This window comes from Hydrogenobacter sp. (assembly GCA_041287335.1).
Taxonomy (GTDB): Bacteria; Aquificota; Aquificia; order Aquificales; family Aquificaceae; genus Hydrogenobacter.
In genome coordinates this window covers 59487-82601 of record JBEULM010000047.1, presented here as the reverse complement: position 1 = coordinate 82601, position 23115 = coordinate 59487, and the positions used below count along the sequence as shown (strand labels likewise).

Annotated in this window: 21 protein-coding genes and 2 tRNA genes; 9 read left to right on the top strand and 14 right to left on the bottom strand. The window is 41.9% G+C overall.

Annotation, left to right across the window (positions count from 1 at the left end):
- Window positions 1-16: 16 nt before the first annotated feature.
- Together ABWK04_07180 and ABWK04_07175 are read right to left on the bottom strand one after the other, a co-directional pair.
- On the bottom strand, window positions 17-1051 hold the full coding sequence (locus tag ABWK04_07180; GenBank protein ID MEZ0361654.1) for a CoA-binding protein: 1035 nt from the start codon (window positions 1049-1051) through the stop codon (window positions 17-19).
- A gap of 25 nt (window positions 1052-1076) precedes the next feature.
- Entirely contained in the window at window positions 1077-1910 is an 834-nt protein-coding gene (locus tag ABWK04_07175) for a M23 family metallopeptidase (GenBank protein ID MEZ0361653.1), read from the bottom strand.
- 109 nt (window positions 1911-2019) lie between these two features.
- Between ABWK04_07175 and thiC the strand changes: the two genes are divergently transcribed.
- On the top strand, window positions 2020-3387 hold the full coding sequence (gene thiC / locus ABWK04_07170; protein MEZ0361652.1) for a phosphomethylpyrimidine synthase ThiC: 1368 nt from the start codon (window positions 2020-2022) through the stop codon (window positions 3385-3387).
- A 25-nt stretch (window positions 3388-3412) separates the two neighbouring features.
- A tRNA-Ser gene (locus tag ABWK04_07165) sits at window positions 3413-3502 on the top strand.
- Window positions 3503-3504: 2 nt separating this feature from the next.
- Here ABWK04_07165 and ABWK04_07160 read toward each other — a convergent pair.
- From ABWK04_07160 to ABWK04_07130, 7 genes are read right to left on the bottom strand one after another with little or no spacing between them, the layout of a single operon-like run.
- Complete coding sequence (locus tag ABWK04_07160) at window positions 3505-3795, bottom strand: 2Fe-2S iron-sulfur cluster-binding protein (GenBank protein ID MEZ0361651.1); 291 nt, start codon at window positions 3793-3795, stop codon at window positions 3505-3507.
- A gap of 50 nt (window positions 3796-3845) precedes the next feature.
- Window positions 3846-5690 (bottom strand): tRNA uridine-5-carboxymethylaminomethyl(34) synthesis enzyme MnmG, encoded by a 1845-nt coding sequence (mnmG, locus tag ABWK04_07155; protein ID MEZ0361650.1) that lies wholly within the window; start codon window positions 5688-5690, stop codon window positions 3846-3848.
- A 55-nt stretch (window positions 5691-5745) separates the two neighbouring features.
- Window positions 5746-6162, bottom strand: a complete 417-nt coding sequence (locus tag ABWK04_07150; GenBank protein ID MEZ0361649.1) for an archease — start codon at window positions 6160-6162, stop codon at window positions 5746-5748.
- Complete coding sequence (dapB, locus tag ABWK04_07145; GenBank protein MEZ0361648.1) at window positions 6159-6959, bottom strand: 4-hydroxy-tetrahydrodipicolinate reductase; 801 nt, start codon at window positions 6957-6959, stop codon at window positions 6159-6161. Before dapB ends, ABWK04_07150 begins: the two co-directional genes overlap by 4 nt.
- A complete protein-coding gene (locus ABWK04_07140) occupies window positions 6956-7207 on the bottom strand; it encodes a hypothetical protein (protein MEZ0361647.1) in 252 nt (83 codons plus the stop codon). Before ABWK04_07140 ends, dapB begins: the two co-directional genes overlap by 4 nt.
- A gap of 24 nt (window positions 7208-7231) precedes the next feature.
- Window positions 7232-8530: an amidohydrolase gene (locus tag ABWK04_07135; GenBank protein ID MEZ0361646.1), complete on the bottom strand. Its 1299-nt coding sequence runs from the start codon at window positions 8528-8530 to the stop codon at window positions 7232-7234.
- Window positions 8531-8545: 15 nt separating this feature from the next.
- Window positions 8546-10645, bottom strand: a complete 2100-nt coding sequence (locus ABWK04_07130; GenBank protein ID MEZ0361645.1) for a bifunctional (p)ppGpp synthetase/guanosine-3',5'-bis(diphosphate) 3'-pyrophosphohydrolase — start codon at window positions 10643-10645, stop codon at window positions 8546-8548.
- Between the two features lie 47 nt (window positions 10646-10692).
- On the opposite strand from ABWK04_07130, the gene ABWK04_07125 reads away from it, so the two are divergent.
- From ABWK04_07125 to secA, 5 genes are all read left to right on the top strand, one after another.
- Window positions 10693-11724, top strand: coding sequence for a rod shape-determining protein (locus ABWK04_07125; GenBank protein ID MEZ0361644.1), 1032 nt, complete (start codon window positions 10693-10695; stop codon window positions 11722-11724).
- Complete coding sequence (gene mreC / locus ABWK04_07120; protein ID MEZ0361643.1) at window positions 11721-12521, top strand: rod shape-determining protein MreC; 801 nt, start codon at window positions 11721-11723, stop codon at window positions 12519-12521. The genes ABWK04_07125 and mreC overlap by 4 nt, the downstream gene beginning before the upstream one ends.
- The gene (locus ABWK04_07115) at window positions 12518-12982 is read left to right on the top strand and encodes a hypothetical protein (protein ID MEZ0361642.1); all 465 of its coding nucleotides are present in this window, start codon (window positions 12518-12520) and stop codon (window positions 12980-12982) included. The genes mreC and ABWK04_07115 overlap by 4 nt, the downstream gene beginning before the upstream one ends.
- A gap of 105 nt (window positions 12983-13087) precedes the next feature.
- Window positions 13088-14182, top strand: coding sequence for a hypothetical protein (locus tag ABWK04_07110; GenBank protein ID MEZ0361641.1), 1095 nt, complete (start codon window positions 13088-13090; stop codon window positions 14180-14182).
- Between the two features lie 103 nt (window positions 14183-14285).
- Complete coding sequence (gene secA / locus ABWK04_07105) at window positions 14286-17081, top strand: preprotein translocase subunit SecA (GenBank protein ID MEZ0361640.1); 2796 nt, start codon at window positions 14286-14288, stop codon at window positions 17079-17081.
- On the opposite strand, the gene ABWK04_07100 is transcribed toward secA, so the two are convergent.
- The 3 genes from ABWK04_07100 to ABWK04_07090 form a co-directional block, all read right to left on the bottom strand.
- Entirely contained in the window at window positions 17064-19097 is a 2034-nt protein-coding gene (locus tag ABWK04_07100) for a DUF3536 domain-containing protein (GenBank protein ID MEZ0361639.1), read from the bottom strand. The two genes, secA and ABWK04_07100, sit on opposite strands and share 18 nt — an antisense overlap.
- Window positions 19094-20044, bottom strand: a complete 951-nt coding sequence (locus ABWK04_07095) for an acetyl-CoA carboxylase carboxyltransferase subunit alpha (GenBank protein MEZ0361638.1) — start codon at window positions 20042-20044, stop codon at window positions 19094-19096. The genes ABWK04_07100 and ABWK04_07095 overlap by 4 nt, the downstream gene beginning before the upstream one ends.
- Before the next feature lie 16 nt (window positions 20045-20060).
- Window positions 20061-20135 (bottom strand) — tRNA-Val (locus ABWK04_07090).
- Between the two features lie 136 nt (window positions 20136-20271).
- Here ABWK04_07090 and ABWK04_07085 point away from each other — a divergent pair.
- Together ABWK04_07085 and ABWK04_07080 are read left to right on the top strand one after the other, a co-directional pair.
- The gene (locus tag ABWK04_07085) at window positions 20272-21102 is read left to right on the top strand and encodes a hypothetical protein (GenBank protein ID MEZ0361637.1); all 831 of its coding nucleotides are present in this window, start codon (window positions 20272-20274) and stop codon (window positions 21100-21102) included.
- Window positions 21103-21235: 133 nt separating this feature from the next.
- Complete coding sequence (locus tag ABWK04_07080) at window positions 21236-22105, top strand: hypothetical protein (protein MEZ0361636.1); 870 nt, start codon at window positions 21236-21238, stop codon at window positions 22103-22105.
- Window positions 22106-22108: 3 nt separating this feature from the next.
- Here ABWK04_07080 and infC read toward each other — a convergent pair whose 3' ends face one another.
- Window positions 22109-22624 carry a translation initiation factor IF-3 gene (infC, locus tag ABWK04_07075; GenBank protein MEZ0361635.1) on the bottom strand — a complete coding sequence of 172 codons (516 nt, stop codon included), beginning with the start codon at window positions 22622-22624 and terminating at the stop codon, window positions 22109-22111.
- Window positions 22625-22649: 25 nt separating this feature from the next.
- Entirely contained in the window at window positions 22650-23045 is a 396-nt protein-coding gene (locus tag ABWK04_07070) for a hypothetical protein (GenBank protein MEZ0361634.1), read from the bottom strand.
- Window positions 23046-23115: the final 70 nt, after the last annotated feature.

Here is a 23115-nt window from a genome sequence, read left to right as displayed (position 1 = left end):
CAAAAAGCATTATAGCCTATGCCTTGAATCTGCAGGTCTCTTCATCTATAGTAGAGTAAAGGGGTTTGACTTTTCCCTCTGGAGTTGTGTCTTCAAAATCCCTCGGAACACCAAGTTCCTCTATGCAATGCACAAGATCGTGGTAAAATTCGGCAACTTTTACCAAACCGGTGATCTTTCCCACTTCGCTGAAAGCCCTTATCTTATCTGTAGCTTTGCCCTTACCCCTTTCCACTATAGCTCCAGCGTGTCCAAAAGACACACCTTCCATTTTTTCCTGAAATCTGCCCGCTACAAAAGCCGCAACAGGTTTGTTCCATCTTCCTTCTTTCCAAAGTCTCAGTATGGTTTCAGCTGCTTGCTCTTCGTAAGATCCTCCCACCTCTCCCTGTATTATGACACCTTTTACATTAGGATCGTCCGCAATGTTCTGTATAGCATCAGCAAATGTGGTACAAGATATTACGTCTCCACCTAAAGCTAAAGCCATGTAAACACCCCATCCCCTCCTTTTGAACATCTCCGCAGTTGTTGTGGTAAGACCACCAGATTTGGAAAGGATCACAAGCCCTCCGTCCGCATAAGCTATGGAGGGATCTTTCCCACCTATAGCTCCTATTCTTGCAGGTATCCTCGGTACAATACAGCCCAGGGAAGTGGGACCTACTATGATCACTCCCCTCTCTTTTGCGTAATGATAAAAATACACAGTGTCTCTTATGGGTACATGCTCCGTTATTATGAATATGATCCTTATACCTGCATCCACAAGTTCTATGACCGCATCCTTTACAGAAGCCGGTGGTACATAAACTATTCCCGTATTTATCTCCGGATGTCTCCTTTGAGCCTCGCTTACCGTATTGTAGACAGGAACACCTGCAACTTCCGAACCTCCCTTACCGGGAGTTACACCTGCCACTACAAAGCCGGGATATAAGGCTTCGGATTCTGCAACTACTTGAGAAGCTTCCCTTCCCGTTATTCCCATAACTACAATTCTCGTCTTATCATTGAGATAAACAGTCCCTACCTTCCAGCTCCTTTCCATACTACCTCCTTTTAAATATTATAACTCATTTCCAGACAAGAAAGCCAAGAGGATTCACGGGTTTGTTATCCTTTATCACCTCGTAATGAAGGTGTGGTCCCGTACTCCTTCCAGTGGATCCCACCCTTCCTATCACATCGCCAGCTTTGACCCTCTGACCTCCTTTAACATCGATCTGGGATAGATGTCCGTAAAGAGTTAGATACCCCGAAGGATGCTTTATTATAATGGCTTTTCCGTAATCTGCGTATCTGCCTGCAAACTCAACCACACCATCTGCAGTAGCCCTAACTCTGCTACCCGTAGATGCTTCTATGTCAATGCCTGAGTGAAACTCATAACCCCTTCCGAAGGGATTCTTCCTCCAGCCCATAAGGGAGGTGATCCTACCAAAGAGGGGATATCCTAAAGGTGTACCTCTAACCTTTGAAAGCAAATATTCTCCTCTTTCCTCAAGGAATTCTATGTAAGAGACATCCTGATAAGCCTGAGAATTGTAGCTCACTCCACCTACGGATAGTGGCTTACCTAATACTCCTCTTTTTGAAAGATAGTCCTCTACCATAGACATTTTCGTCTCAATGTCCCTGAGCTTTTTAGCTATAAACCTTCTTTCCTGAGTAAGTCTTTCCTTCTGTGCAAGGACATTTTCTTTTTCCTCAAGAAGTCTTTTGGTCTCTGCTTTGAGCTGTTCCCTCTCGTAGATAAAATTCCAGTTAAGAGCATAAGACAAAGCTGACAAAAGGCAAAAGCTCACAGCAGAGACAACAAAAGCTTTCAGATAGCTTTTGCGAATCCTTAACGTTTTGGGAGGCTTTCCTTCGTGATGAGCTATAATTATAGTAACATACTCCCTCATACTATTACCTCCTGATGGGTTTTAAACATTGTAGATCGGAAAAAGATCATATTGCAACCCAGAAAAGTAGAAAGATATTTATAAAACCATTTTGTAAGGAGGTTTTAGTATGCTGAGAGCCGAGTGGGTAGAAAAGAGGAGGAAGTTAAAAAATAAATCCCAGATGTATTTAGCCAGAGAGGGCATAATAACCGAAGAGATGAGATATGTGGCAAAAAGGGAAGGACTGCATCCAGAGTTTGTACGTCAGGAAGTAGCAAGAGGTAGGATGATCATTCCCGCAAATGTTAATCACCTTCACTTGGAGCCTATGTGCATAGGCATAAACTCACGGGTTAAAGTTAATGCCAATATAGGCAATTCGGGACTCGCATCGGACATACCTACAGAAGTAGAAAAGGTAAAAGTAGCCATAAAGTACGGTGCGGACACGGTAATGGATCTTTCTACGGGCGACGCTATAAAGGAGACTAGGGAAGCGGTTATAAAAGAAAGTACAGTTCCTGTGGGTACGGTTCCCATTTACGAAGCACTAAAGAGGGCAAAGGGACATGTGAAGAATATGACTGTTGACCTCATACTTGATGTTATTGAAGAACAGGCACAGCAAGGTGTGTCTTATATGACTATACATGCTGGTGTTTTGAGGGAGTTTTTACCTATGGTTCAGCACAGGGTTATGGGTATAGTTTCCCGCGGTGGTGCCATAATGGCTCAGTGGATGATAGAGCATGGAAAACAAAACCCACTTTATGAACATTTTGACAGGATATGCGAGATATTCAAAAAGTACGATGTATCATTCTCCTTGGGGGATGGTCTCAGACCGGGGGCTATAGCTGATGCGTCTGATGATGCCCAGCTTGCAGAACTGAAGGTTCTGGGAGAGCTTACAGAAAGAGCATGGAAACACGGTGTACAAGTTATGGTGGAAGGTCCGGGGCATGTACCTATGGACCAGATAGAGTTCAATATGAAGATCCAGCAAAGGATCTGTCATGAAGCACCCTTTTACGTACTCGGACCTTTAGTGATAGACGTAGCTCCTGGTTACGACCATATAGCTTCAGCCATAGGCGCTGCGATGGCTGGCTGGTACGGTGCCTCCATGTTGTGTTATGTAACTCCAAAGGAACATCTTGGTCTTCCCAACTTAGAAGATGTAAAACAGGGGGTGATAGCATACAAGATAGCGGCTCACGCTGCTGACGTTGCCAAAAATTGGCCAGGGGCCAGAGATTGGGATCTTGAGATGTCAAAGGCTCGGTTTGCCTTTGACTGGAAAAGGCAGTTCGAACTTGCCATAGATCCGGAAACTGCCAGAGCATACCACGATGAGACACTTCCACAGGAAGGGTATAAAACAGCCAAGTTTTGCTCCATGTGCGGACCTGAGTTCTGTGCCTACAGGATATCTCAAAACGTATCCGAGAAAATGGAAGAGGTTATACTGCAAGATAACTGGCTTGCGCCTTGACCACCGTATTATAATATTCCCTTGAGGAGAGGTGGCCGAGTGGTCTAAGGCGCAGCACTGGAAATGCTGTGTACGGTTAAACGCCGTACCGCGGGTTCGAATCCCGCCCTCTCCGTATCAATCTGTCTCTAACTCTATAATATCAGATGGTTCTTTCTCTATAACGAGCTGGCAAGTGAGCCTTCTGTTTTCCTCATACTCGCCTATTCTCCAGAGGGTTTCCTCTTCTGCTTCGGAAGGTTCAGCCAGATACTCCAAGCCTTTTTTTACACTGCAAACGCACACACCGCACTGACCATCCGTACAACCAAACTCAACGCCAGCTTTCTCTATCTCGTGGTGAAGTTCACCGAACCTGACACCTACAGGGATCTCAATGATCTTTTTGTTTATCTTTACCTTAGCCATAAGTTTTTATTCTATGCTAAGTGAGAAACTACACACTGACGTCGCTCATCTCAATCCAACTTTCCCAGAAAGGCAAGAAGCGATGTTATCGTGGCAGGTGTTATACCATCTATGCGAGATGCCTGCCCCACTGTTAGTGGTCTAAAGCGTTTTAGTTTTTCCTTAGCTTCCTTAGTTATGCCGGGTACTTTGTCATAATCTATTTCTTCGGGAATTTTCACGTCTTCAAGTTTCTTCAATTTTTCGTTAAGCTTTCTTTCCCTTTCCATATAAGGTTCGTATCTTAGCTCTATTTCTACTTCCTCCTTAACGAATGGATGATGAGGTACTTCAAATCCGTAGGTTTTGAGATCATCAATGCTACGTTCTGATGTAAGTAGCTGTGTAGGACTGTAACTTCTTACGTCGGATCCTACCGCTATGGCCACCTTCTGGCTTTTGTAGAACTCAATCCAGTTTTCTACCTCTTTTTTTAGCTCTTTGATGAGTTTGTATTGATCTACGTTCAAAAGCCCAAGCTCGTAGCCAAGTTTAGACAATCTAAAAATGGCATTATCCTGTCTGAGGTATAACCTGCACTCAGACCTTGATGTGAAAAGTCGGTATGGTTCTAAAACACCTTTTGTGGTGAGATCATCAACCATTAAACCTATGTAGCTTTCATCCCTGCGCAGGTATATAGGTTCTTTGCCGAAAGCTCTCAGTGCTGCATTTATACCCGCAAGTATACCTTGACCTGCAGCCTCCTCATAACCTGTTGTACCGTTGAAGTTACCCGCATGAAAAAGTCCTCTTATCCTTTTGGTTTCTAACGTAGGGTAAAGCTCAGTAGGTGAAACTACATCGTACTCAATAGCGTAAGCGGGTCTTATAAGCTCCACCTTTTCAAGTCCCGGAATACTCCTGTAGAGTTCCCACTGGATCTCCTCAGGGAGGGATGTGGAAAGACCGTTAGGGTAGATCTCTATGGTATCCCAACCTTCCGGTTCAAGAAAAACCTGATGTCTATCTTTATCACCGAACTTTACCACTTTGTCTTCTATGGACGGGCAGTAGCGAGGTCCTATGCCCTTTATGAGACCACCGTAAAGGGCTGTCCTGTGAAGGTTTTTGCGTATTATCTCGTGTGTTTTTGGTGTTGTGTATGTGATCCAACAGTTTATTTGCTTTTTACCCTTCGGAAACCAGTAAGTACCTACAGGCTCTGTCCAAAAAGAAAACTTGGGAGGCGGATCATCACCGGGTGCTATCTCAAGCACCGAAAAGTCTATGGTTCTCCTGTCAAGCCTGGCGGGTGTTCCTGTCTTGAACCTCAATAGTGGAAATCCGTGCCTTTTGTAAAAGTCCGAAAGACCTTCGGATCTTGGCTCCCAAGCTCTTCCTGCTGGAAAAGTTTTGTCGCCTATGTATATGGTGCCGTTCAGGAAAGTACCAGTAGTCACTACCACAGCCCTAACTCTATACTCAAGACCCAGCTTAGTTTTAACAGCAACAACCCTGTCCTTTTCTACTATGATATCCACAACTTCGTCCTGTTTTATATAGAGGTTCTCCTGATTTTCACAAACTCTCTTCATGTATTCTCTATATAACTTCTTATCCGCTTGCGCTCTGGGAGACCATACAGCCTTACCTTTACGTGTGTTTAGCATCTTGAACTGTATTCCTACACTATCTATAGCTTTCCCCATCTCACCTCCTAAAGCGTCTATCTCCCTAACTACTATACCCTTTGCTATACCGCCTATGGCAGGATTGCACGACATTTGACCTATACTGTCTGCATTCAGAACGAACATTACAGTTTTTGCTCCCATGCGAGCACAGGCGAGCGCTGATTCTATACCTGCATGCCCACCACCTACGACAGCTACATCAAACTCATCCACCAACATGGGATTTAAAAATATTTCAAAGTCTGTCAGAAATCAACGACCAAAAGAAAAGTCCTTAAATGTCAAAGATCACCTCAGCCACGTACCCGTCAGGGTTTTTTTCCACCTTCAATCTATGATAGGTAGCAGCCTTTATAACAAGCTTAGGCTCATTTTTTTCCGCATCAAATTTATCGCCTGAGAGTTTCAGCTTTGCATGACCATCGGAAAGTTCTAACACTTGGCAGTCTGAAGCTACAAAATTCTTAGCTTCATGAAGGACAAGAGCTTCGTTTATAATGTCTGCAAGTAAGTAAGGCATCTTTGAGCTAACTTCAATCGTGTAGCTTTCTCTCCTTTGTACTTTATCTATGTTCGTGATCTCGTTAAAGGTAGCGAGTATAACTTTACACAGCAGTTCTTGAAGGGTTTTTGCCTTCACACGTATGCCTGCATCGGCAGTTACGTCCTCTATTACTTCATAGAAACTCATATTCCAAGCACATCAAACATAGAGTAAAAACCCGGCGGTTTGCCTTTTATCCATCTTGATGCCTCTATGGCACCCTTTGCGAAGGTATCCCTTGAAGTTGCCCTGTGTGTAAGTTCTATCCTTTCGCCAAAACCCAGAAAGTAAACGGTGTGATCTCCTACCACGTCACCACCTCTCAAAGCCATAACACCAATTTCTGTCTCTTCTCTTTGCTTTATACCTTCCCTACCAAAGACCATAGCCCAAGATGGAATACCCAAAGCCTGTGAAAGTATACTTGCAAGCTTCAGGGCTGTACCGCTTGGTGCATCTTTTTTAAACCTGTGATGTAATTCCAAGATTTCCACATCAAAGTTTCTGTCTTTTAAGGCTTTGGCTGAGATCTCGACAAGTTTAAAAAGAAGATTTACACCCAGGCTCATGTTCGGTGATAACAACACGGGAGCGTTCTCAGAACATGATCTTATTTCCTCAAGCTCCTGATCGGAAAAACCCGTAGTTCCCACAACTGTCCCTTTACCACTCAGTGATGCGATCCTGGTGTGAGCAACTGCCGCAGACACATTTCCAGAAAACTCTACAACTACGTCACAGTAAGAGATGACATCCTCAAGCCTTGGAGTCAAAGGCTTCCCTTTTAACTCGGTTATCCCTGATGCCTCTCCTAAATCGGTACTTTTTATGCAATCTGGGTGTTCAACACCTGCAATTACTTCAAAATCCGAATACTCAAGGGAAAGCCTGAGGATGGTTCTTCCCATCCTTCCAAGCGCACCACAGAGTACAGCCTTTGTCATTCCTCCTCACCTTCTCCAAACATCATATCTTCAAGCTCTTCAAGGGCTTCCTCAGCCTGATCGGGTGGTACTACTGAGGGATACAACGCTACCTTTATGTCTTCTGTAAAGAGGAAGCGGGCGAGTATATCCTGAAGTTTTTCCATCTCTTCAGGCGTGAGATCGCTTCTGATACTCTGCTCGATAGGCTTGCTTGTGAAGAAAAAACCTACAAGACTGAAGGGAACAGCGTACATTTGTTCTTCCATGATACTCTCCTTGTCAAGATTTCACTAAAAATATAACATATTTTTTCCCATCATAAAGCTCGTGATCTTTTCCCTCCACTTTTTTGCAACGTATCTCACTTCATCCATGTCTATAGTCTTTAGTTCCCTACCTTCCATAAGAACCCTGCCCTTGCATATAACTGTGTCTATATCTGATGACTTTGCCGAGTAAACTATCTGAGCTACAGGGTCATATAGGGGTTGCATATGTGGTTTGTCAGTATCTACAAGCAGTATATCAGCTTCATAACCTTCTTCCAGCTTTCCCGCTCTTATTCCACAAGCTAAAAAACCGTTGTAGGTTGCTACCTTTAGAGCTGTTTTTGCATCCATGGCTTTTGCTGATAGGCTGTAACCTTTCTGTAGCTTGACCATAAGTGACATTTCTTCAAGCATATCCAGATTATCGTTGGAAGCGGGACCATCCGTTCCCAAACACACATGCACCCCCATGCGTATGTATTCCCAGGCTGGAGCTATACCCGAGGCGAGCTTGAGATTACTCTCAGGACAGTGTAATACTTTCGCCTTTCTGTCCCTGACGATAGCTTTTTCCTCCTCATCAAGCCAAACCATATGTGCCATCAGTACCCTCTCTGACAAAAACCCTAAGGATTCAAGATGTTTCACCGGTGTTTTCCCATACTTTTCCTTTATGCTCTCCACCTCGGATTTTGTTTCTGCTACATGCGTATGAATAAGCACATTCTCCTTCTCTGCAAGTTCTTTTACTTTTATAAGGGTTGATGGCGAGCATGTGTAAGTTGCATGAGGACACAAAACCGGAAACACGAGCTTTTCTCCTTTGAATGTTTTGATAAACCCCTCAGCCCTTTTTATGTACTCATCGATAGTAGATGCCACTTTCGTAGGAAAATCAAGAATACCGAATCCCAAACCTACCCTTATACCCGCTTTTGTAGCCACCTGTGCGACAGCTTCTTCAAAAAAGTACATGTCCATCAGGAGCGTACTACCGGACATAATGCTTTCGGCTATACCCAGCAACGCACCATCCCTGACGAACTCCGGCGATACAAACTCACCTTCAAGTACCCATATAACTTTCTGAAGCCAATCCATAAGCGCGAGATCTGCTCCTATACCGCGCAGGAGACTCATGGATATGTGTGTGTGCATGTTAGCAAAAGACGGAATGGCTATTTTACCCTTAGCATTTATTACGTGTTTGGCAGTCTCTTGTATGTTCTCGCCTATGCAGATAATTGCACCATCTTTTATAGCTATATCAAGAATTCCCTTTTCAGGCAGTAAAGCCCCTTTTATAAGAATATCCAGCATGAAGAATATATTAACTCAGGTAAAGAGCCTCTCACAGACTTCTACTCCCTCCACGGATCTAATAGCTTCAGAAAGCCTCAAAAATTCCGCATAATTGCTCACCTGCACCAAAAACTCCATGAAAGCCATACCCGTGGCTACGCTTTTGGTTTTCGCCTCAAGTATGTTAGCCCCCATTTTGGACATACTTGATGTGATCTCTGCAAGTACACCAAGCCTATCCTTTACTACAATCCTGAGCCTTACGGGATGCTTTCCTCCAGACACCTTCCAAAGTACGGAGATTACTTTGTCCGGGAGGTTTCTCTGTATATAGCGAAGGTTAGGACATAGTTTGGAATGTACCACTACACCCCTTCCCTTGGTTACCACACCGTAAACTTCCTCTCCTGGCAAGGGAAGACAGCATTCTCCAAAAGAGTGTAGCACGCTTCCCAAACCGTCTATAATAAGGAGGTCTTCTCCTTTTTCTTCTTTTTGTTTCTCTTTAACTTTCTGTTGAAAGAGGGAGTATATTTTCTCCTTGCTTATCTTACCACTACCTACAGCTACAAAGGCTTCCTCCTCACTTTTTAGATTCAGCTCATGAAGTAATCTTTCAAGGATAGCTTCCTTTGAGAGGTCCAACTTCGTAGCAAGCTTTTCAACGACTTGTCTTCCTTCTTGGAGATACCTCTCCTTCTCTAACTCTTTCAGATAAGCCTTTATCCTGTTTTTAGCCTTTGATGTTACGACGAATTTGAGCCATTCGGGATTTGGAGTTTTGCCGGGATTTGTGATTATCTCCACCATATCACCGTTTTGGAGTTTGTAGTTTAGAGACACTATTCTGCCGTTTATTTTCGCACCAGCGCAGTGATTTCCTATATCCGTATGTATCTGGTATGCAAAATCCACAGGTGTTGCGCCTTTTGGAAGCACCATTAGATCCCCCTTAGGTGTGAACACAAAGACTTCTTCGGAGAAAAGCTCCATCTTCATATTTTCTATAAGTTCCTGCGGATTTTTGCTACCTTGTATGCTTTCCACTAAGCTTTTGAGCCAAGCATAGACGCTGTTTTCTTTCAGGATCTTGCCTTCCTTATATGCCCAGTGAGCCGCTATACCTTTCTCAGCTCTTTCGTGCATCTCCCAGGTGCGAATCTGCACCTCCACCATCCTACCTTTAGGACCTATCACCGCAGTATGCAGAGATTGGTAAAGGTTGGGTTTGGGAAGGGATATATAGTCATCAAACTTGCCCGGTACCGGTTTGAAAGTGCTGTGTATTATGCCAAGCACAAGATAACACTCCTGAGGCGTATCTAATATAACCCTTACACCCAGTATATCGTGAACGTCCTCCAACTTTATGCCCTTTCTCACCGTCTTCTGCCATATACCGTAAAGGTGCTTAGGTCTGTACGTTATATATGCGTTGATGTTTGAGCGCTTGAGTGCTTCTCTCAGCTTTGGTATAAAACTCCTCCTTAAGTAATCCTCCAGTTCCCTTTTGCTCTCACCTACAAAGTTCCTCACTTTCTCATACTCGGAAGGATAAAGGTACATAAAACACAGATCCTCAAGCTCAGTCTTTATTTTCCAAACACCCAATCTGTTCGCTATAGGTACGTATATCTCAAGTGTTTCCTTCGCTATCCTTATCTGTTTGTCTTTTTTGAGATACCCAAGTGTTTTCATATTATGCAACCTATCAGCAAGTTTGACCAATATGACTCTCAAATCTTTTGCTGTTGCTAAAAGGAGTTTTCTGTAATTTTCAGCCTTCTGCCACTCTATATCCTTAAAAACGAATTTCCCAAGTTTGGTAACACCTTGAACTATAGTCGCTACTTCTTCACCAAACTTCCCTTTTAGCTCCTCATAAGCAGTCTGAGTATCCTCTAATACATCGTGAAGGAGACCTGCAATAACCGTATCCCTGTCAAGACCCATTTGTGCAAGCGTTAGCGCTACTTCTATAGGGTGCGTAATATAAGGTTCTCCTGAAGCCCTTACCTGATTTTCGTGCCTTTCTTCTATAAACTCTATGGCTTTCTTTACACTTTCTTTATCCTCTCCCTCAAAAAACCCCAAAAGCCTTTCAACTTTGACCTTCCCAATAGTTGTGTGCATACTTATAAGTTAATGCCTTTTTGATAAAATGTTAAATAGGAGGAGATATGCTTGAGAAAGTTATGTCTTTTTTAGGCTTTTTCTCAAACAACATAGGCATTGATCTCGGTACGGCCAACACGGTGATATATTCGGACAGCAAGGGTATAGTCCTTTACGAACCTTCAATAGTAGCTATAGACACGAGAACTAAAAGGGTAATAGCGGTAGGTAGAGAGGCAAAAGAGATGCTTGGAAAAACTCCAGAAAACATACAAGCTATAAGACCGCTCAGGGACGGCGTAATAACGGATTTTGAGGCTACCCAAGTGATGCTATCCTACTTTATAGATCAGGCTATTGGTGGAGGTATATTCAGACCTAAGCCCCGTATAGTCATAGGTGTACCTTCTGGTGTTACTCAGGTGGAAAAGAGGGCTGTGGTAGATGCAGCAAAAGGAGCTGGAGCGCGGGAAGTGTATCTGATCCCAGAACCCATGGCTGCGGCGATAGGAGCCGGACTACCCATAGAAGAACCTGTGGGGAGCATGATCGTTGACATAGGTGGAGGAACTACAGAGATAGCGGTTATATCCCTTGCTGGCGTAGTGGTTTCCAACTCCATTAGGGTGGCTGGAGACGAGATGAACGAAGCAATAATACAGTATATAAAGAAAAAATTTCACATGTTTATAGGGGAGCAGACTGGTGAGAGGATAAAGATAGAACTCGGAAGTGCGGTTTATGAAGATCAAGAGAGGGAGGTGGAGATAAAGGGGAGAGATATAACAGGTCTTCCAAAAACTATAAGAATTGCCAGCAGGGACATAACTGAAGCCCTTGAGGATGTTATAAGCTCCATAATAAATGCCATAAGGATAACCCTCGAAAGGACGCCCCCAGAACTCGCTTCTGATATAGCTGAAAGGGGAATAGTACTGGCAGGTGGTGGCTCACTGCTTAAGAATCTTAATGTAAGAATAGAAAGAGAAGTAGGGATAAAAACATACTACTGTGAAGATCCTATAACCGCAGTGGCAAGAGGAGTTGGAAAAGTTTTGGATAAGATAGACCTTATAAAGAGAATATCCATGGAATGAATAGAAAAAGGTTCTTCCTTTACATGCTTCTCTTTTTGTTAAGCTCTTCCATCTACTTTCTAAATGTTTCCTCAAGTAAGTATTTTTCTTTTATCTTTGATACTTTTTATAACATACTTTTGCCCATTACTCGGCTGAAAACCTACACAGCTAATGCTGTAAAAGAAGCTTTTAACAGATACGTATACCTCGTAAATGTGGAGAAAAAGAACGAGACGCTTTCAAAGGAAATACAGGAACTTTACCTTTACAGAGCTGAGTTAAGATCGTGTGAAACATCTCTAAGAAGCATCTCTGACCTTCTAAACATAAAGAGAGAAGAGTATGGAAAGAACCTGATATTTGCGGGTGTGTTGGGATACGATCCTTCTGGGATGGATACTTTTTTACTTATAGATAAAGGTAAAGATCAGGGCGTGGAGGAGGGATTTGTGGTGTTCTCAAAGGATAGGCTGGTAGGTTTTGTGGATAGGGTGTTTGGTAGCTCCTCAAGGGTTAGAACTGTTTACTCAAAGGATCTCACCGTCTCTTCAACCACTGAGGGTATTTGGAAAAACTACATATACAGAGGCGGATGGAAGTACGGTCAGCTTCTTTACGTAAACCTTGAGGATCCGATTAAAAAAGGGGATGTTGTACTTTTGAGGGATACAAGGAGGGTTCTTCCGGCTTTTGTGATAGGAACCGTGTTCAGCGTGGAGCAAACGAGTGACCAGTTTTTTAAAAAGGTGTTGGTTACACCCTCCGTTGATATAAGACGGCTTGAATATGTGGTGATAGTGAAGGTAAAGTTATGAGGTTTTACACAATTTCTATACTTTTAGCCTTCTTGCAAGCCTCACTAATAACTGGCTTATTTGCATCAAACCTTTACGTACCGGATATCGTGCTTGTATATCTGTTTATATATATCAGCAGGAATGATAGGACAGATCTTAAAAAACCCTTAATTTCCGGACTTTACCTTGATATTATGTATGACACTTTCGGATGGAATATGTCGGGAAAACTTTTCAGTGCATTTCTTCTTGAGCTTTTAAAAAGTAGGTGGATATTTGCGACGCGTCTTTCCCTGATAGTATCTTATGCCTTCATAGCTTTCTGTGAACACCTCTTGAGGTACTTTCTTTTTAGACTCAAGTATTACTATCCTTTTGAAACTCATCTTTTTCTTACAGGTATTGCGGTAGAACTTTCACTCCTATTTGTCCTCACTTACATTGTGATCAAAGAAAACACACAAGGTGAGAAATACTAATATACTTTAGTGAACTACTCATAATTTTTGGTTATCGCCAAGTGTATAACATAACATAAATCTTGTCTTTATTGTGTTAAATTGTTGAGTAGGTAGGGTTGTAATATGACCGTTTTATTTGTAGGGCTTTTTATATTTGCCTTCGTAGGCTACTTTGTCATAAAAAAGAGAAGGGAGCATATAAATTATTTTGAAGGTCTGGGAAATATAACCTTGAGGGGCTTTATCCCCTTTTATACTCGCGGAGATCTAAAGGAGAAGGATGTAAGTCTTTCAATAAAGGAGTCAAGGGCTGGCAGGTATATAAAACTTGAAAAAGATATAAAGCAAAGAGCCTTTTTGAGGATAAAAAGGAGGGATTTGTTTGATAGGATACTTATGCAAGAAACCTACAAAGGACTCTCAGTGGAATATGAAGATGAAGCCTGGGCAAATAGGCTTTTCTCTCACAGGGACTTTGACGGAGTAGTAGAGGAGATCTTTTACAACCTTGGAGCTTATAGTCTTGAGATAAGAGAGGGTAAGGTTTCAATCAGTTTTAGCTTTAAGAAAAGCCCCTTTGAGGTCGAAAAAGAAAGGGTTTTAGGAGCCACACAAGTTATAAAGGAGCTTATAAATTTGATAAACAAACTGCCAGAACCTAACCACTATAAAGACAACTTGAGAAGCCTTCTTACCCTCAAGCTTCCCATAGCCATCACAGTCTTACTTTCTCTAATAGGTATAGTTGGTGGTTTTTACAAATACGACACGCTCTGCCATATCGAGATTTTTATATTAGGCTCCAAGCTCCTGTTTCCTATAGCATTGCTATATGTGGGTATAAGTACCCTTTTAGTGGGTGGCAAGAGCCTCGTTCAGAGGGTTATTTTAAAAACCGCCTTTGTGTGCTTTGTATGTAGCTTTTTTATAAGCCTTTTCTTTCTAACCTACATAAACGGCAAGTTTGACACATCAGAACCTCAAAGAAAAGAGGATAGGATAAGGTCAGTCTATTGGCACGTGAAGTATGGTCCAAAGCTACTCCTTGATGGGCTTCACAGCGAAAAGAAGTGGTGTGATAGCTTTAATATATCTGAGGACTTTTACGAAAGGGCTGAGCCTGGGGATAAGGTGGAGTATTACACAAAGAGGGGCTTTCTTGGAGTAGAGTGGCTATACAGAGGTATAAGGCTTATAAAAGATCGACAAGCTTCATAAATCTTTGCAGGTCTGAACTTGATACACTGGGTAAGAACATAGTGTAGCTATAAGAGGAATTTCTCACTCAGCATATACTAAAACTATCCTATAATTATAAATTATGATAAGTTGGATCATAAAAAGGCTCATAGGTACGAAAAGTGATAGGGAAGTAAAAAGGCTAAGGACCTTTGTAAAAAGGATAAGTGAAAAGGAGAGGGAGCTTGATGAGCTTACCAATAAAGAACTCGTTGAACTATCCAAAGAGCTTCATCTGAAGGTCACAAGCGACGAATCCCTCAAGGAGAGCATACTCAAAGGGGACATAACCGAAGATGTGATCCTGGCTTTTGCCATAGTTAGGGAGGCTGGGAAAAGAACCATAGGACTCAGATTCTTTGATGTTCAGTTGATCGGAGGGTTGGTACTTCATCAAGGGAAAATAGCTGAAATGAAGACGGGAGAGGGAAAAACCCTTGTGGCAACCTCCGCAGTGTATGTGAATGCACTGACGGATGAAGGGGTGCATGTGGTTACTGTAAACGACTACCTTGCAAGGAGAGATGCGCAGTGGATGGGTCCCATATACAAGTTTTTGGGGCTTGATATAGGCGTTATAAATTCTGACTACTCATCGTACAAGGTAGAGTGGGTGAGCGAAGAATCCGTAAAGGAAGCTATAGAAGAAGATCTCCGTGTATGGCCTAAAGGATACTTTGACGAGATACTTCCTTCTGAACTTATAAACACAAAAGCGAAGAAAAACTTCTTTACTAAACTTGAACCGTGTAACAGAAGAGAAGCTTATGAAGCTCACGTGACTTACGGCACAAATAATGAATTCGGGTTTGATTATCTGAGAGATAACATGGCGATATCCTTAGAAGACATAGTACAGGTAAAGGGACATAACTTTGCTATAGTGGACGAGGTGGACTCTATACTCATAGACGAAGCGCGAACTCCTCTCATTATATCTGGACCTTCTCAGATAGATACATCCGCATACTACAAAGCCGATCAGGTAGTCAGGAAGCTCAAAAAGGATGAAGATTTTACGGTGGATGAAAAAAACAGGACTGTACTGCTCACGGAAGTAGGTATAAAAAAAGCTGAAGAGCTTTTAGGCATTGATAACTTATACGACGTTAGGCACATAGATCTGCTCCACGCTATAAGTCAGGCTTTAAGAGCGCACCAGCTCTTCAAGAGGGATGTTCACTACATAGTTAGGGATTCGGAAGTGCTTATAGTGGATGAATTTACAGGAAGGGTTCTCCCAGGCAGGAGGTGGAGTGACGGTCTCCATCAAGCTATTGAGGTAAAGGAAGGGGTTCCTATTCAGCAGGAAAATCAAACGCTGGCGAGCATAACTTTTCAAAATTACTTCAAACTTTACAGGAAGCTCTCGGGGATGACAGGTACAGCAGAAACCGAGGCTCTTGAGTTTAAGGAGATATATGGGCTTGATGTCGTTGTAGTACCGACTCACAAACCTGTTAAAAGGTATGACCATCCGGATCTCGTTTACAAAACGAAAAGGGAAAAATGGCAATCCGTAGTAAATTATATAAAAGAAGAACATAAAAGAGGAAGACCCGTTTTGGTAGGTACAGTTTCTATAGAGGATTCTGAACATCTCTCACAACTACTCAAAGAGGCTGGGATACCTCACAACGTCTTAAACGCCAAACACCACGAAAAGGAAGCTGAGATTATAGCGCAGGCTGGCAGGCTCGGGGCTGTAACCATATCTACAAATATGGCTGGAAGGGGAACGGATATACTTCTCGGCGGTAATCCAGAATACCTGGCTAAGGAGATACTTACCAAGAATGGTAAAACCTTAGAGACAGCTACACAGGAAGAGTGGAAAGAAGCTCTGGAGGAGGCATACAGAGTAACGGAGGAAGAGAAAAAGAAAGTTATAGAGCTTGGTGGACTTTTGGTTATAGGTACTGAAAGACACGAATCGCGCAGAATAGATAATCAGCTCAGAGGAAGGGCAGGAAGGCAAGGGGACCCAGGTGAAACGAGGTTTATACTCTCCCTTGAGGATGATCTCATGCGTATCTTTGGGGGGGACAGAGTAAAGAAGATGATGGAGTTTTTGAAGATCCCCGAAGGAGAACCTATAGAGAGCAGGATGGTCACAAAAGCTATACAGAACGCGCAAAAGAGGGTTGAAGCCCAAAACTTCCAGATAAGGAAGAGATTATTTGAGTATGACAATGTTATGAACACGCAAAGGCTTACAGTATACAGTATAAGAAGGGACATATTGGAAGGTAAGTGGATCAAAGAATACGTAGAGGAATTTATAAGGGATCTGATTGAGGAAAAGGTACACAACTTTCTTCCGGAAGAAGAGCCAGAACTTTGGGACACAAAAGCCCTTGCGGACTATATTAAGGAACTTACTGGCAGAGATCTGGATATACCACAAGCCAGGGACAAGGAAGAGCTTGTAGAGAAGCTCACCCAAGCTGTTAAGGATATATATATTCAAAAAGAGGCAAGCTTAGGGGAAGACCTTTTTTCGGAAATCACAAAAATAGTTTTACTCAACAATCTTGATCACCTTTGGAGGGAACACCTGCATATACTTGATAGGTTGAGAGAGGGTATATATCTGAGGGGATATGCCTCCAAAGACCCACTCGTGGAGTACAAGAAAGAAGCCTTTTACCTTTTTGAAAACATGATGCTGAACTTTAAAGAAAACGCCATATCGGATCTTTTAAAGGTGGAGGTAAAGTCCCAAGAAGATGTGGAGAAGGAAGTGCAGAGAGAAGAAGAACAAATGGATAGATTGCTCAAACAGGCGATCTTCAGTGGTGTTGAAGGAAAAGCTGACCAAAAAGGTCCCAAGAAAAAAACCCTCAAAGAGAGACTTCAATCAAGGAGAAGAAGGTAGTTCCATATTCAAAAGCTCAAAGATCTTACCTTCTTTTATCTTCCCACGCCTATCCCAAACCATGTTTTGTACTTCCCACAGATCAATTGTAAGTTCGTGCTTGGTGACAGAAAGGTTATATTCTCTGACGAACTCAAGGAGTTTTATAAGTTCTTCCTCTTGAGCGTAAAACGCCACACCTTTTACATAGTTTGCAAGCTCCCTTGCGATATGTTCATCCTTTATATCTACAGAAAGCTTTTCAGATCTTTCAAATACTTCCCTTACCTGTTCGAGGGAGGCTTTTTTCTTAAGGAGATTCAAAAGTTCTGACTTCAAAAAGAGTTTTAACTTTTCCCTCATATGATTAGCTGTACTAAATTTAAGAGTTCTTGAGTGAAAAACCATGTCTTCCAATAAAAATCTGTAGTCTTTGAAAAATTCAGTTTCTTCCTCTATATAGTCCATAGCCCACTTCTCAAAGATCTCTTTTGCGTACAAAGACGGAAGCTGGGTTACATCAAACTTCCCAAGATCCTCCTCAAATAAAAATTCTTCCTCAGTTTCTGTGTCCTTTAGTCTGACACTGCGATCTTCAAAAATCTCAAAACTCCATTTGCCTATACTATCTTTTTGATCTTTTAGCTCGGAAAGGTACATAACAAGAGCGCACTGCCAGATGGAGTAAGGTGAATAGACCTGAGGTATCACAAGATTTTTCCAGACACCTAAACCATTACCGTAAGTTTGTATGTTACTGGGAGCTTCCTCAAGGTATCTCAGAAGTATCTTTTCAAGCGTGTTGTCCTCTACAAGATCAATGGATCTTTTTGCAAAAAGAAGATTTTTTACGGTTTCTACACCGGATATCTCGGCAAAAAACCATCCATCAGAAGAAAAGGATAGCTGAACGTATTTTATGGCATTTAAGAGCTTCAATGCCTTCACCTTTTCTTCCTTGCTCAGTTCACGCTTTGCGTATCTGTTAAAGTATTCCTCCTTAGAAGATCCTAAGATTACATCTACAAAACCCAAAATCGCCTTATGCACGTCAAAAAAGTATTCTTCCAGCTGGTTGTAAACTAATTCTTTCACTCTTGATCTTACAGCTTCCAAACCATCCCTGAGAGGTTTCCTCCATTTTTGGTGCCAGCCCGGTAGACTTCCTGTACTGCATCCACAATCGCTTCTCCACCTTTCCACACCGTGGGGACAACTCCAGGAAGTGTTCCAGTTTAGTTCAACAGAGAGTTTGGGTGTGTTCTTCACGTAATAGGCTTCTAAGCTTTCAAATTGTGAAGAGTTTGCAAACATATAAGCAAGTCCCATCTCACCGAACTTTTTGTGATGTCCAAAGGTCTCACCATCTGTCGCTATAAGTATCAGTTCTCTTTTACTTTTGAGTATCTCAAGAAGACTTCCCGCATCACTCAAAAGTTCACCGAAGGCTACACCGTGAGACAGTTCCCCGTCATACACAAAAAGGTCAAGGTGACCCTTCTGAGTATAATGCCTCAGAAAACTTCCTTTCGTTTTTACCTGATGTGGAGCGAGCAAAGTGTATTTTATTCCGTACTTCACAAGTACATCAACAGTTTCTCTATCAATAGCAAGTTCCGGAAGCCAGAAACCGTTAGGTTTCCTACCAAAGAATTTTTCAAAAGCTCTTAACCCCCAGAATATTTGGATCTCTTTGTCCTCCTCTGGATCAAGAGGCAGTATGGTGTGGTTGAAGGATGTGGCTATAGCGTTTTGTGAACCTTCTCTGATTTTATCCAAAAGCTCGGGATGTTTTTTCTCAAGCCAATCTAAAAGTGTCCATCCGAAGTTGAAGCTTATCCTTGTATAGTTGTTTATTATGTTTTTTACCTTCGTATCTATCCTATAGTGAGCGTATGCGTTGGGAAGATAGCACTCCCTGTATATGCGTTCGTTCCAGTTGTCATAAGGGTATGCGGTATCTTCAAGCATAACATCACCAACGTAAGGATTTACCCTGTAAGGTTGGTAGAAATGTCCGTGAATCACAGCGATCATTGTTCCAAAAATGCTCCCATACTTTCAAACTTTTTTATTCTATCTTTGAGTATATCTTGCCCACTCTTAGAGATAAGTTCCCTTAAACACTTCCTCAGAAAATACTTCAACACCTTTGCGCTCCTTTTTGGATCTATGTGAGAAGCTCCCAAAGGTTCAGGGACGATATAATCAATAACACCCAGCTTTAACAGATCCTGAGCTGTAAGCTTTAGAGCGTGGGAAGCTTCCTTTACTTTAGACTGATCCTTCCAAAGTATCGCAGCACAACCTTCTGGGGATATCACTGAGTAGATAGCGTTTTCAAGCATAAGTATCCTATTGGCAACTGCCAAGGCGAGAGCCCCTCCAGATCCACCCTCACCTATAACTACAGCTATAGATGGTACCTTTAGATAGCCGAAGGTGTAAAGACTTTGAGCGATAGCTTCAGACTGCCCTCTTTCCTCTGCTCCTATACCTGGGTAAGCTCCAGGTGTATCAACGAAGGTTATCACAGGCATATTATACTTCTCAGCAAGCTTGGCAACCCTTATAGCCTTTCTGTATCCTTCCGGATGAGGCATGCCAAAGTTTCTTTCCATTTTCTCTTTAGTGCTTCTACCCTTTTCGTGACCTATGACAGCTACAGGCACACCATCAAAGTAAGCAAAACCAGCAACTATAGATTTGTCATCACCAAAACATCTATCTCCGTGCAGTTCTATGAAGTCTTTAAAAGTGAGGCTTATATAGTCCATAGTATGAGGTCTTTGAGGGTGGCGAGCAACAAGTACCTTACTCCAGGGATCAAGTTTTTTGTAAATTTCCCTCGCTTTTTTCCTCAATTCCCTCTGTAGCCTTCTAAGTTCCCCCTCTTTTTCTCTGTCACCGAGTTGATACAAACGCTTGAATTGATCAACTTTTTGGTAAAGCTCCACATACTCCCTTTCAAAATCAAGAGGCATATATAAGATTATAACATGGTAGGCGCGGGCGGACTCGAACCGCCGACCTCTGGCGTGTCGGGCCAGCGCTCTCCCTCTGAGCTACGCGCCTTATCTGACAAATTATAACATGTATTTATACGTTGAGTGAGAAATTCTATTTTGTCAAAGTCTGGTGCTAAAATAAGAAGCGGGTAGGGCAGTGGCTTTATACTACCCTACCCAATACCTCACAAGGAGGTATAAAAATGCTTCTACTCCAAGTATATCACAAAATCCTAAACACCATGCAAACCTTCTCAAAAACTATGGGCTATACACAAAAAGCAGGCAGAAAGCCTAAGTTATCCGATGAGCAAATAGCTTCCCTTTTGATACTCTCCTTACTCACGGGAATGCCTGTCCTTAAACTCGCAAGATTTATTATTGATGACAAGCTAATGTCCTATCACATCTTCAGAAAATCAAGGGTCAAAAGGGTCTATAGGCTTTTGAGAGAGTATATGCTCTATAGAGTAAGCTTGCTCATACTTTTGAAGCTGGCAAGCGGTAAAAAGATAAGGCTTGTGGTAGATGGAACACTTTTACCTGTAGCCAATGTAAATAGAGCAAGGACACAGAAGATAAGGCGTATGTCAGGCAAGCAATTTTGGGGTGTAAGGAATAGAAACCTTTATAGTCAGCATTACAAACAAAGGGTCAAGTTTAAGGAACTTTACTATGGAGTGCTTGTGATGGTGGTGTGTGATACAGATGGAGCTCCTTATGACCTTTGGTTTAATCCTGCAAGCTATCATGAGGTGAGGTCTTTGAGGTTGAGGTTTTCAAAGAGTTTATGGCTTAGGAGTTTGCTTGAGAGGTTTGAGCTTATAGGTGATAGAGGCTACAGGGGATGTGAGCTTGTGAAGGTTTGTAGCAGTAAGGAGGATAAATCGCAAAGGCAGAAGGTGGAGGGTGTATTTTCCATGCTCAAGCTCTTTAACTATTCAAGCAGGTGGAGGCACTGGATATGTTTGCTTACTTACCTATATGCTTATGCCATCTGGTATAGCTTCTTCAGAAAGGAGGTATTCCAATGAACCTATTTCTCACTCAACGTATTTGACAAATTATAACATGTATTTATGTCTCCGTCATAAAAAAAGAGTTATTCCCGATGCTCCAAGCTCAAAACTTTGCGCAAAGATTTCTTTACGTGATATAATCATTGCGATGCTAAAAAGGTTGACCATTGTGATCCCATGTATGCTCTTTATTGCACCAACTATTTACGCTTTGGAGATTAAAAATCAGATAGATGTAAATTCTTTTTCTGGAAGATTAGCCGGTATAAGGAGTGTCACACTTAAACCAAACTTAAGCTTAGACTATAAACTTAACCTATCTTACGATAAGTGGTTTGGGAGTTTTCAAGCGGTAGCGTATTATGGATCTGCTATTACCGGAGCAGGTACTTTAAAAAATAGACCCCTTGAGCTTGATATGTATACCGATATTTCTTATGCTATATACAAAGACAGTAATTCAAGGATCAATATAGGAGCTTTTGCGGAAGACTATCAGAGCCTTAAACCCTTTAAACCACAAATTACATCAAGTCAGGTAGTTCAATACGCAGATGAAGAAAGTGAAATCCCCTCAAACGACAATTATAATTTCGGAATTTTACTAAAAACCGCTTATTCTTACAAGAAGATCTCTGCCTCCCTCTACTCAAAAGTTTATTTCTATGGTAATAGAATTGCACCAAATTTGATACCTTATGCTCCGCTTTTGAGTATAGGCACGAAAGATGAGGTATTTTTGATAGGAGATATTTCTAATCCTAAATTTTCCTTATGTGTTAATATGGATTTTTATTTTCAGAGAAAGTATGGTAATAAATTCTTTACATCACACGATGGTTTAGCGGGGACTAAAAGAGAATTTGACATATCCATAGGTATGAAGTATTACTTTACAAAAAATTTAGACTTTCATGTGTACACTTATGGATATAACAACTTAAACAGGGGAAGGTCTTCAACCTTACCTTCGGATTTTAAGGATGGGGTTTATGCAGGCTTTGGCTACATATTTTGAGTTTTATCTCTTTTTTGGAAGCAGTGAAAACATCAAAAATGCCCCTTCTTTCTTAGGTTCTGTCTCTATCTGACCTATGTCTGAGAGATCTTCCAGTATCCTTCTCACCAATTTGTCTCCGAGTTCAGGGTGTATGTGTTCCCTTCCCCTGAACCTTATCCTAACTCTCACCTTGTCACCTTCTTCCAGAAACTCCCTCATATGCTTTAGTTTCACTTTGAGATCGTGTTCATCTATCCGTGTGGAAAGCTGTATGTCTTTTACTTCAATAGCGTGTTCCTTCTGCTTTTTTTTGGCAACTTTTTCCTTCTTTTTCTGCTCGTATATGAACTTCCCGTAATCAAGTATTTTACATACGGGAGGTTTTGCTTGTGGAGCTATCTCAACCAGATCAAGCCCCTTCTCTTCAGCCATCTTAAGAGCCTCTTCAAGAGGCACTATTCCTATTTGTTTGCCGGTTTCGTCAATGAGCCTAACTTCCCTTGCTCTTATCTGCCTGTTTATTCTGTGGTCCTGCATCATCACCTCCGTTTTTTTAAGTAAATCATGACCTCACAAACATATAAATGGCTAAAAGAAAGTTAATAAAGAGTATTAGGGTTGAAAAAATGGAGAGCTTCCTGAAAAAGCTCCTGCGCTGGTGGTCAAAAGGCAACGCATCTATATTACCTAAGGACTTTTTTACTTTCTTTAGATAGTATGATACGGTAACGTTCACCCCCAACCCGCTCATGAGAAATAAAGCTTGAACCCTTTTAGCATCAAAAATAAGATAAGACAGGAGTAATAAAAAAGCAAGGGGATAAAAACGCCAAAGTATTCTTCCGTAAAATCTTCCGGCGATGTTTTTGCTATCCTTCTCCCTTAAAAGCACGGGAGCAACCACGAAAACTAACATGAAGAGGGAACCTGCGTAAAGGGCAAGAAATACCTTATTCATAAAGTTCAGAGTTTTATCTTTCTGAAAATTCTCAAGGCAAAGCCAGAAAGAAATAGCATGGTTATAAAAC

Bases quoted from the DNA above. Each gene is read 5' to 3' on its own strand.
- ABWK04_07180 (MEZ0361654.1), bottom strand. From the start codon at position 1,051: ATGGAAAGGAGCTGGAAGGTAGGGACTGTTTATCTCAATGATAAGACG.
- ABWK04_07175 (MEZ0361653.1), bottom strand. From the start codon at position 1,910: ATGAGGGAGTATGTTACTATAATTATAGCTCATCACGAAGGAAAGCCT.
- thiC (MEZ0361652.1), top strand. From the start codon at position 2,020: ATGCTGAGAGCCGAGTGGGTAGAAAAGAGGAGGAAGTTAAAAAATAAA.
- ABWK04_07160 (MEZ0361651.1), bottom strand. From the start codon at position 3,795: ATGGCTAAGGTAAAGATAAACAAAAAGATCATTGAGATCCCTGTAGGT.
- mnmG (MEZ0361650.1), bottom strand. From the start codon at position 5,690: ATGTTGGTGGATGAGTTTGATGTAGCTGTCGTAGGTGGTGGGCATGCA.
- ABWK04_07150 (MEZ0361649.1), bottom strand. From the start codon at position 6,162: ATGAGTTTCTATGAAGTAATAGAGGACGTAACTGCCGATGCAGGCATA.
- dapB (MEZ0361648.1), bottom strand. From the start codon at position 6,959: ATGACAAAGGCTGTACTCTGTGGTGCGCTTGGAAGGATGGGAAGAACC.
- ABWK04_07140 (MEZ0361647.1), bottom strand. From the start codon at position 7,207: ATGGAAGAACAAATGTACGCTGTTCCCTTCAGTCTTGTAGGTTTTTTC.
- ABWK04_07135 (MEZ0361646.1), bottom strand. From the start codon at position 8,530: ATGCTGGATATTCTTATAAAAGGGGCTTTACTGCCTGAAAAGGGAATT.
- ABWK04_07130 (MEZ0361645.1), bottom strand. From the start codon at position 10,645: ATGCACACAACTATTGGGAAGGTCAAAGTTGAAAGGCTTTTGGGGTTT.
- ABWK04_07125 (MEZ0361644.1), top strand. From the start codon at position 10,693: ATGCTTGAGAAAGTTATGTCTTTTTTAGGCTTTTTCTCAAACAACATA.
- mreC (MEZ0361643.1), top strand. From the start codon at position 11,721: ATGAATAGAAAAAGGTTCTTCCTTTACATGCTTCTCTTTTTGTTAAGC.
- ABWK04_07115 (MEZ0361642.1), top strand. From the start codon at position 12,518: ATGAGGTTTTACACAATTTCTATACTTTTAGCCTTCTTGCAAGCCTCA.
- ABWK04_07110 (MEZ0361641.1), top strand. From the start codon at position 13,088: ATGACCGTTTTATTTGTAGGGCTTTTTATATTTGCCTTCGTAGGCTAC.
- secA (MEZ0361640.1), top strand. From the start codon at position 14,286: ATGATAAGTTGGATCATAAAAAGGCTCATAGGTACGAAAAGTGATAGG.
- ABWK04_07100 (MEZ0361639.1), bottom strand. From the start codon at position 19,097: ATGATCGCTGTGATTCACGGACATTTCTACCAACCTTACAGGGTAAAT.
- ABWK04_07095 (MEZ0361638.1), bottom strand. From the start codon at position 20,044: ATGCCTCTTGATTTTGAAAGGGAGTATGTGGAGCTTTACCAAAAAGTT.
- ABWK04_07085 (MEZ0361637.1), top strand. From the start codon at position 20,272: ATGCTTCTACTCCAAGTATATCACAAAATCCTAAACACCATGCAAACC.
- ABWK04_07080 (MEZ0361636.1), top strand. From the start codon at position 21,236: ATGCTAAAAAGGTTGACCATTGTGATCCCATGTATGCTCTTTATTGCA.
- infC (MEZ0361635.1), bottom strand. From the start codon at position 22,624: ATGCAGGACCACAGAATAAACAGGCAGATAAGAGCAAGGGAAGTTAGG.
- ABWK04_07070 (MEZ0361634.1), bottom strand. From the start codon at position 23,045: ATGAATAAGGTATTTCTTGCCCTTTACGCAGGTTCCCTCTTCATGTTA.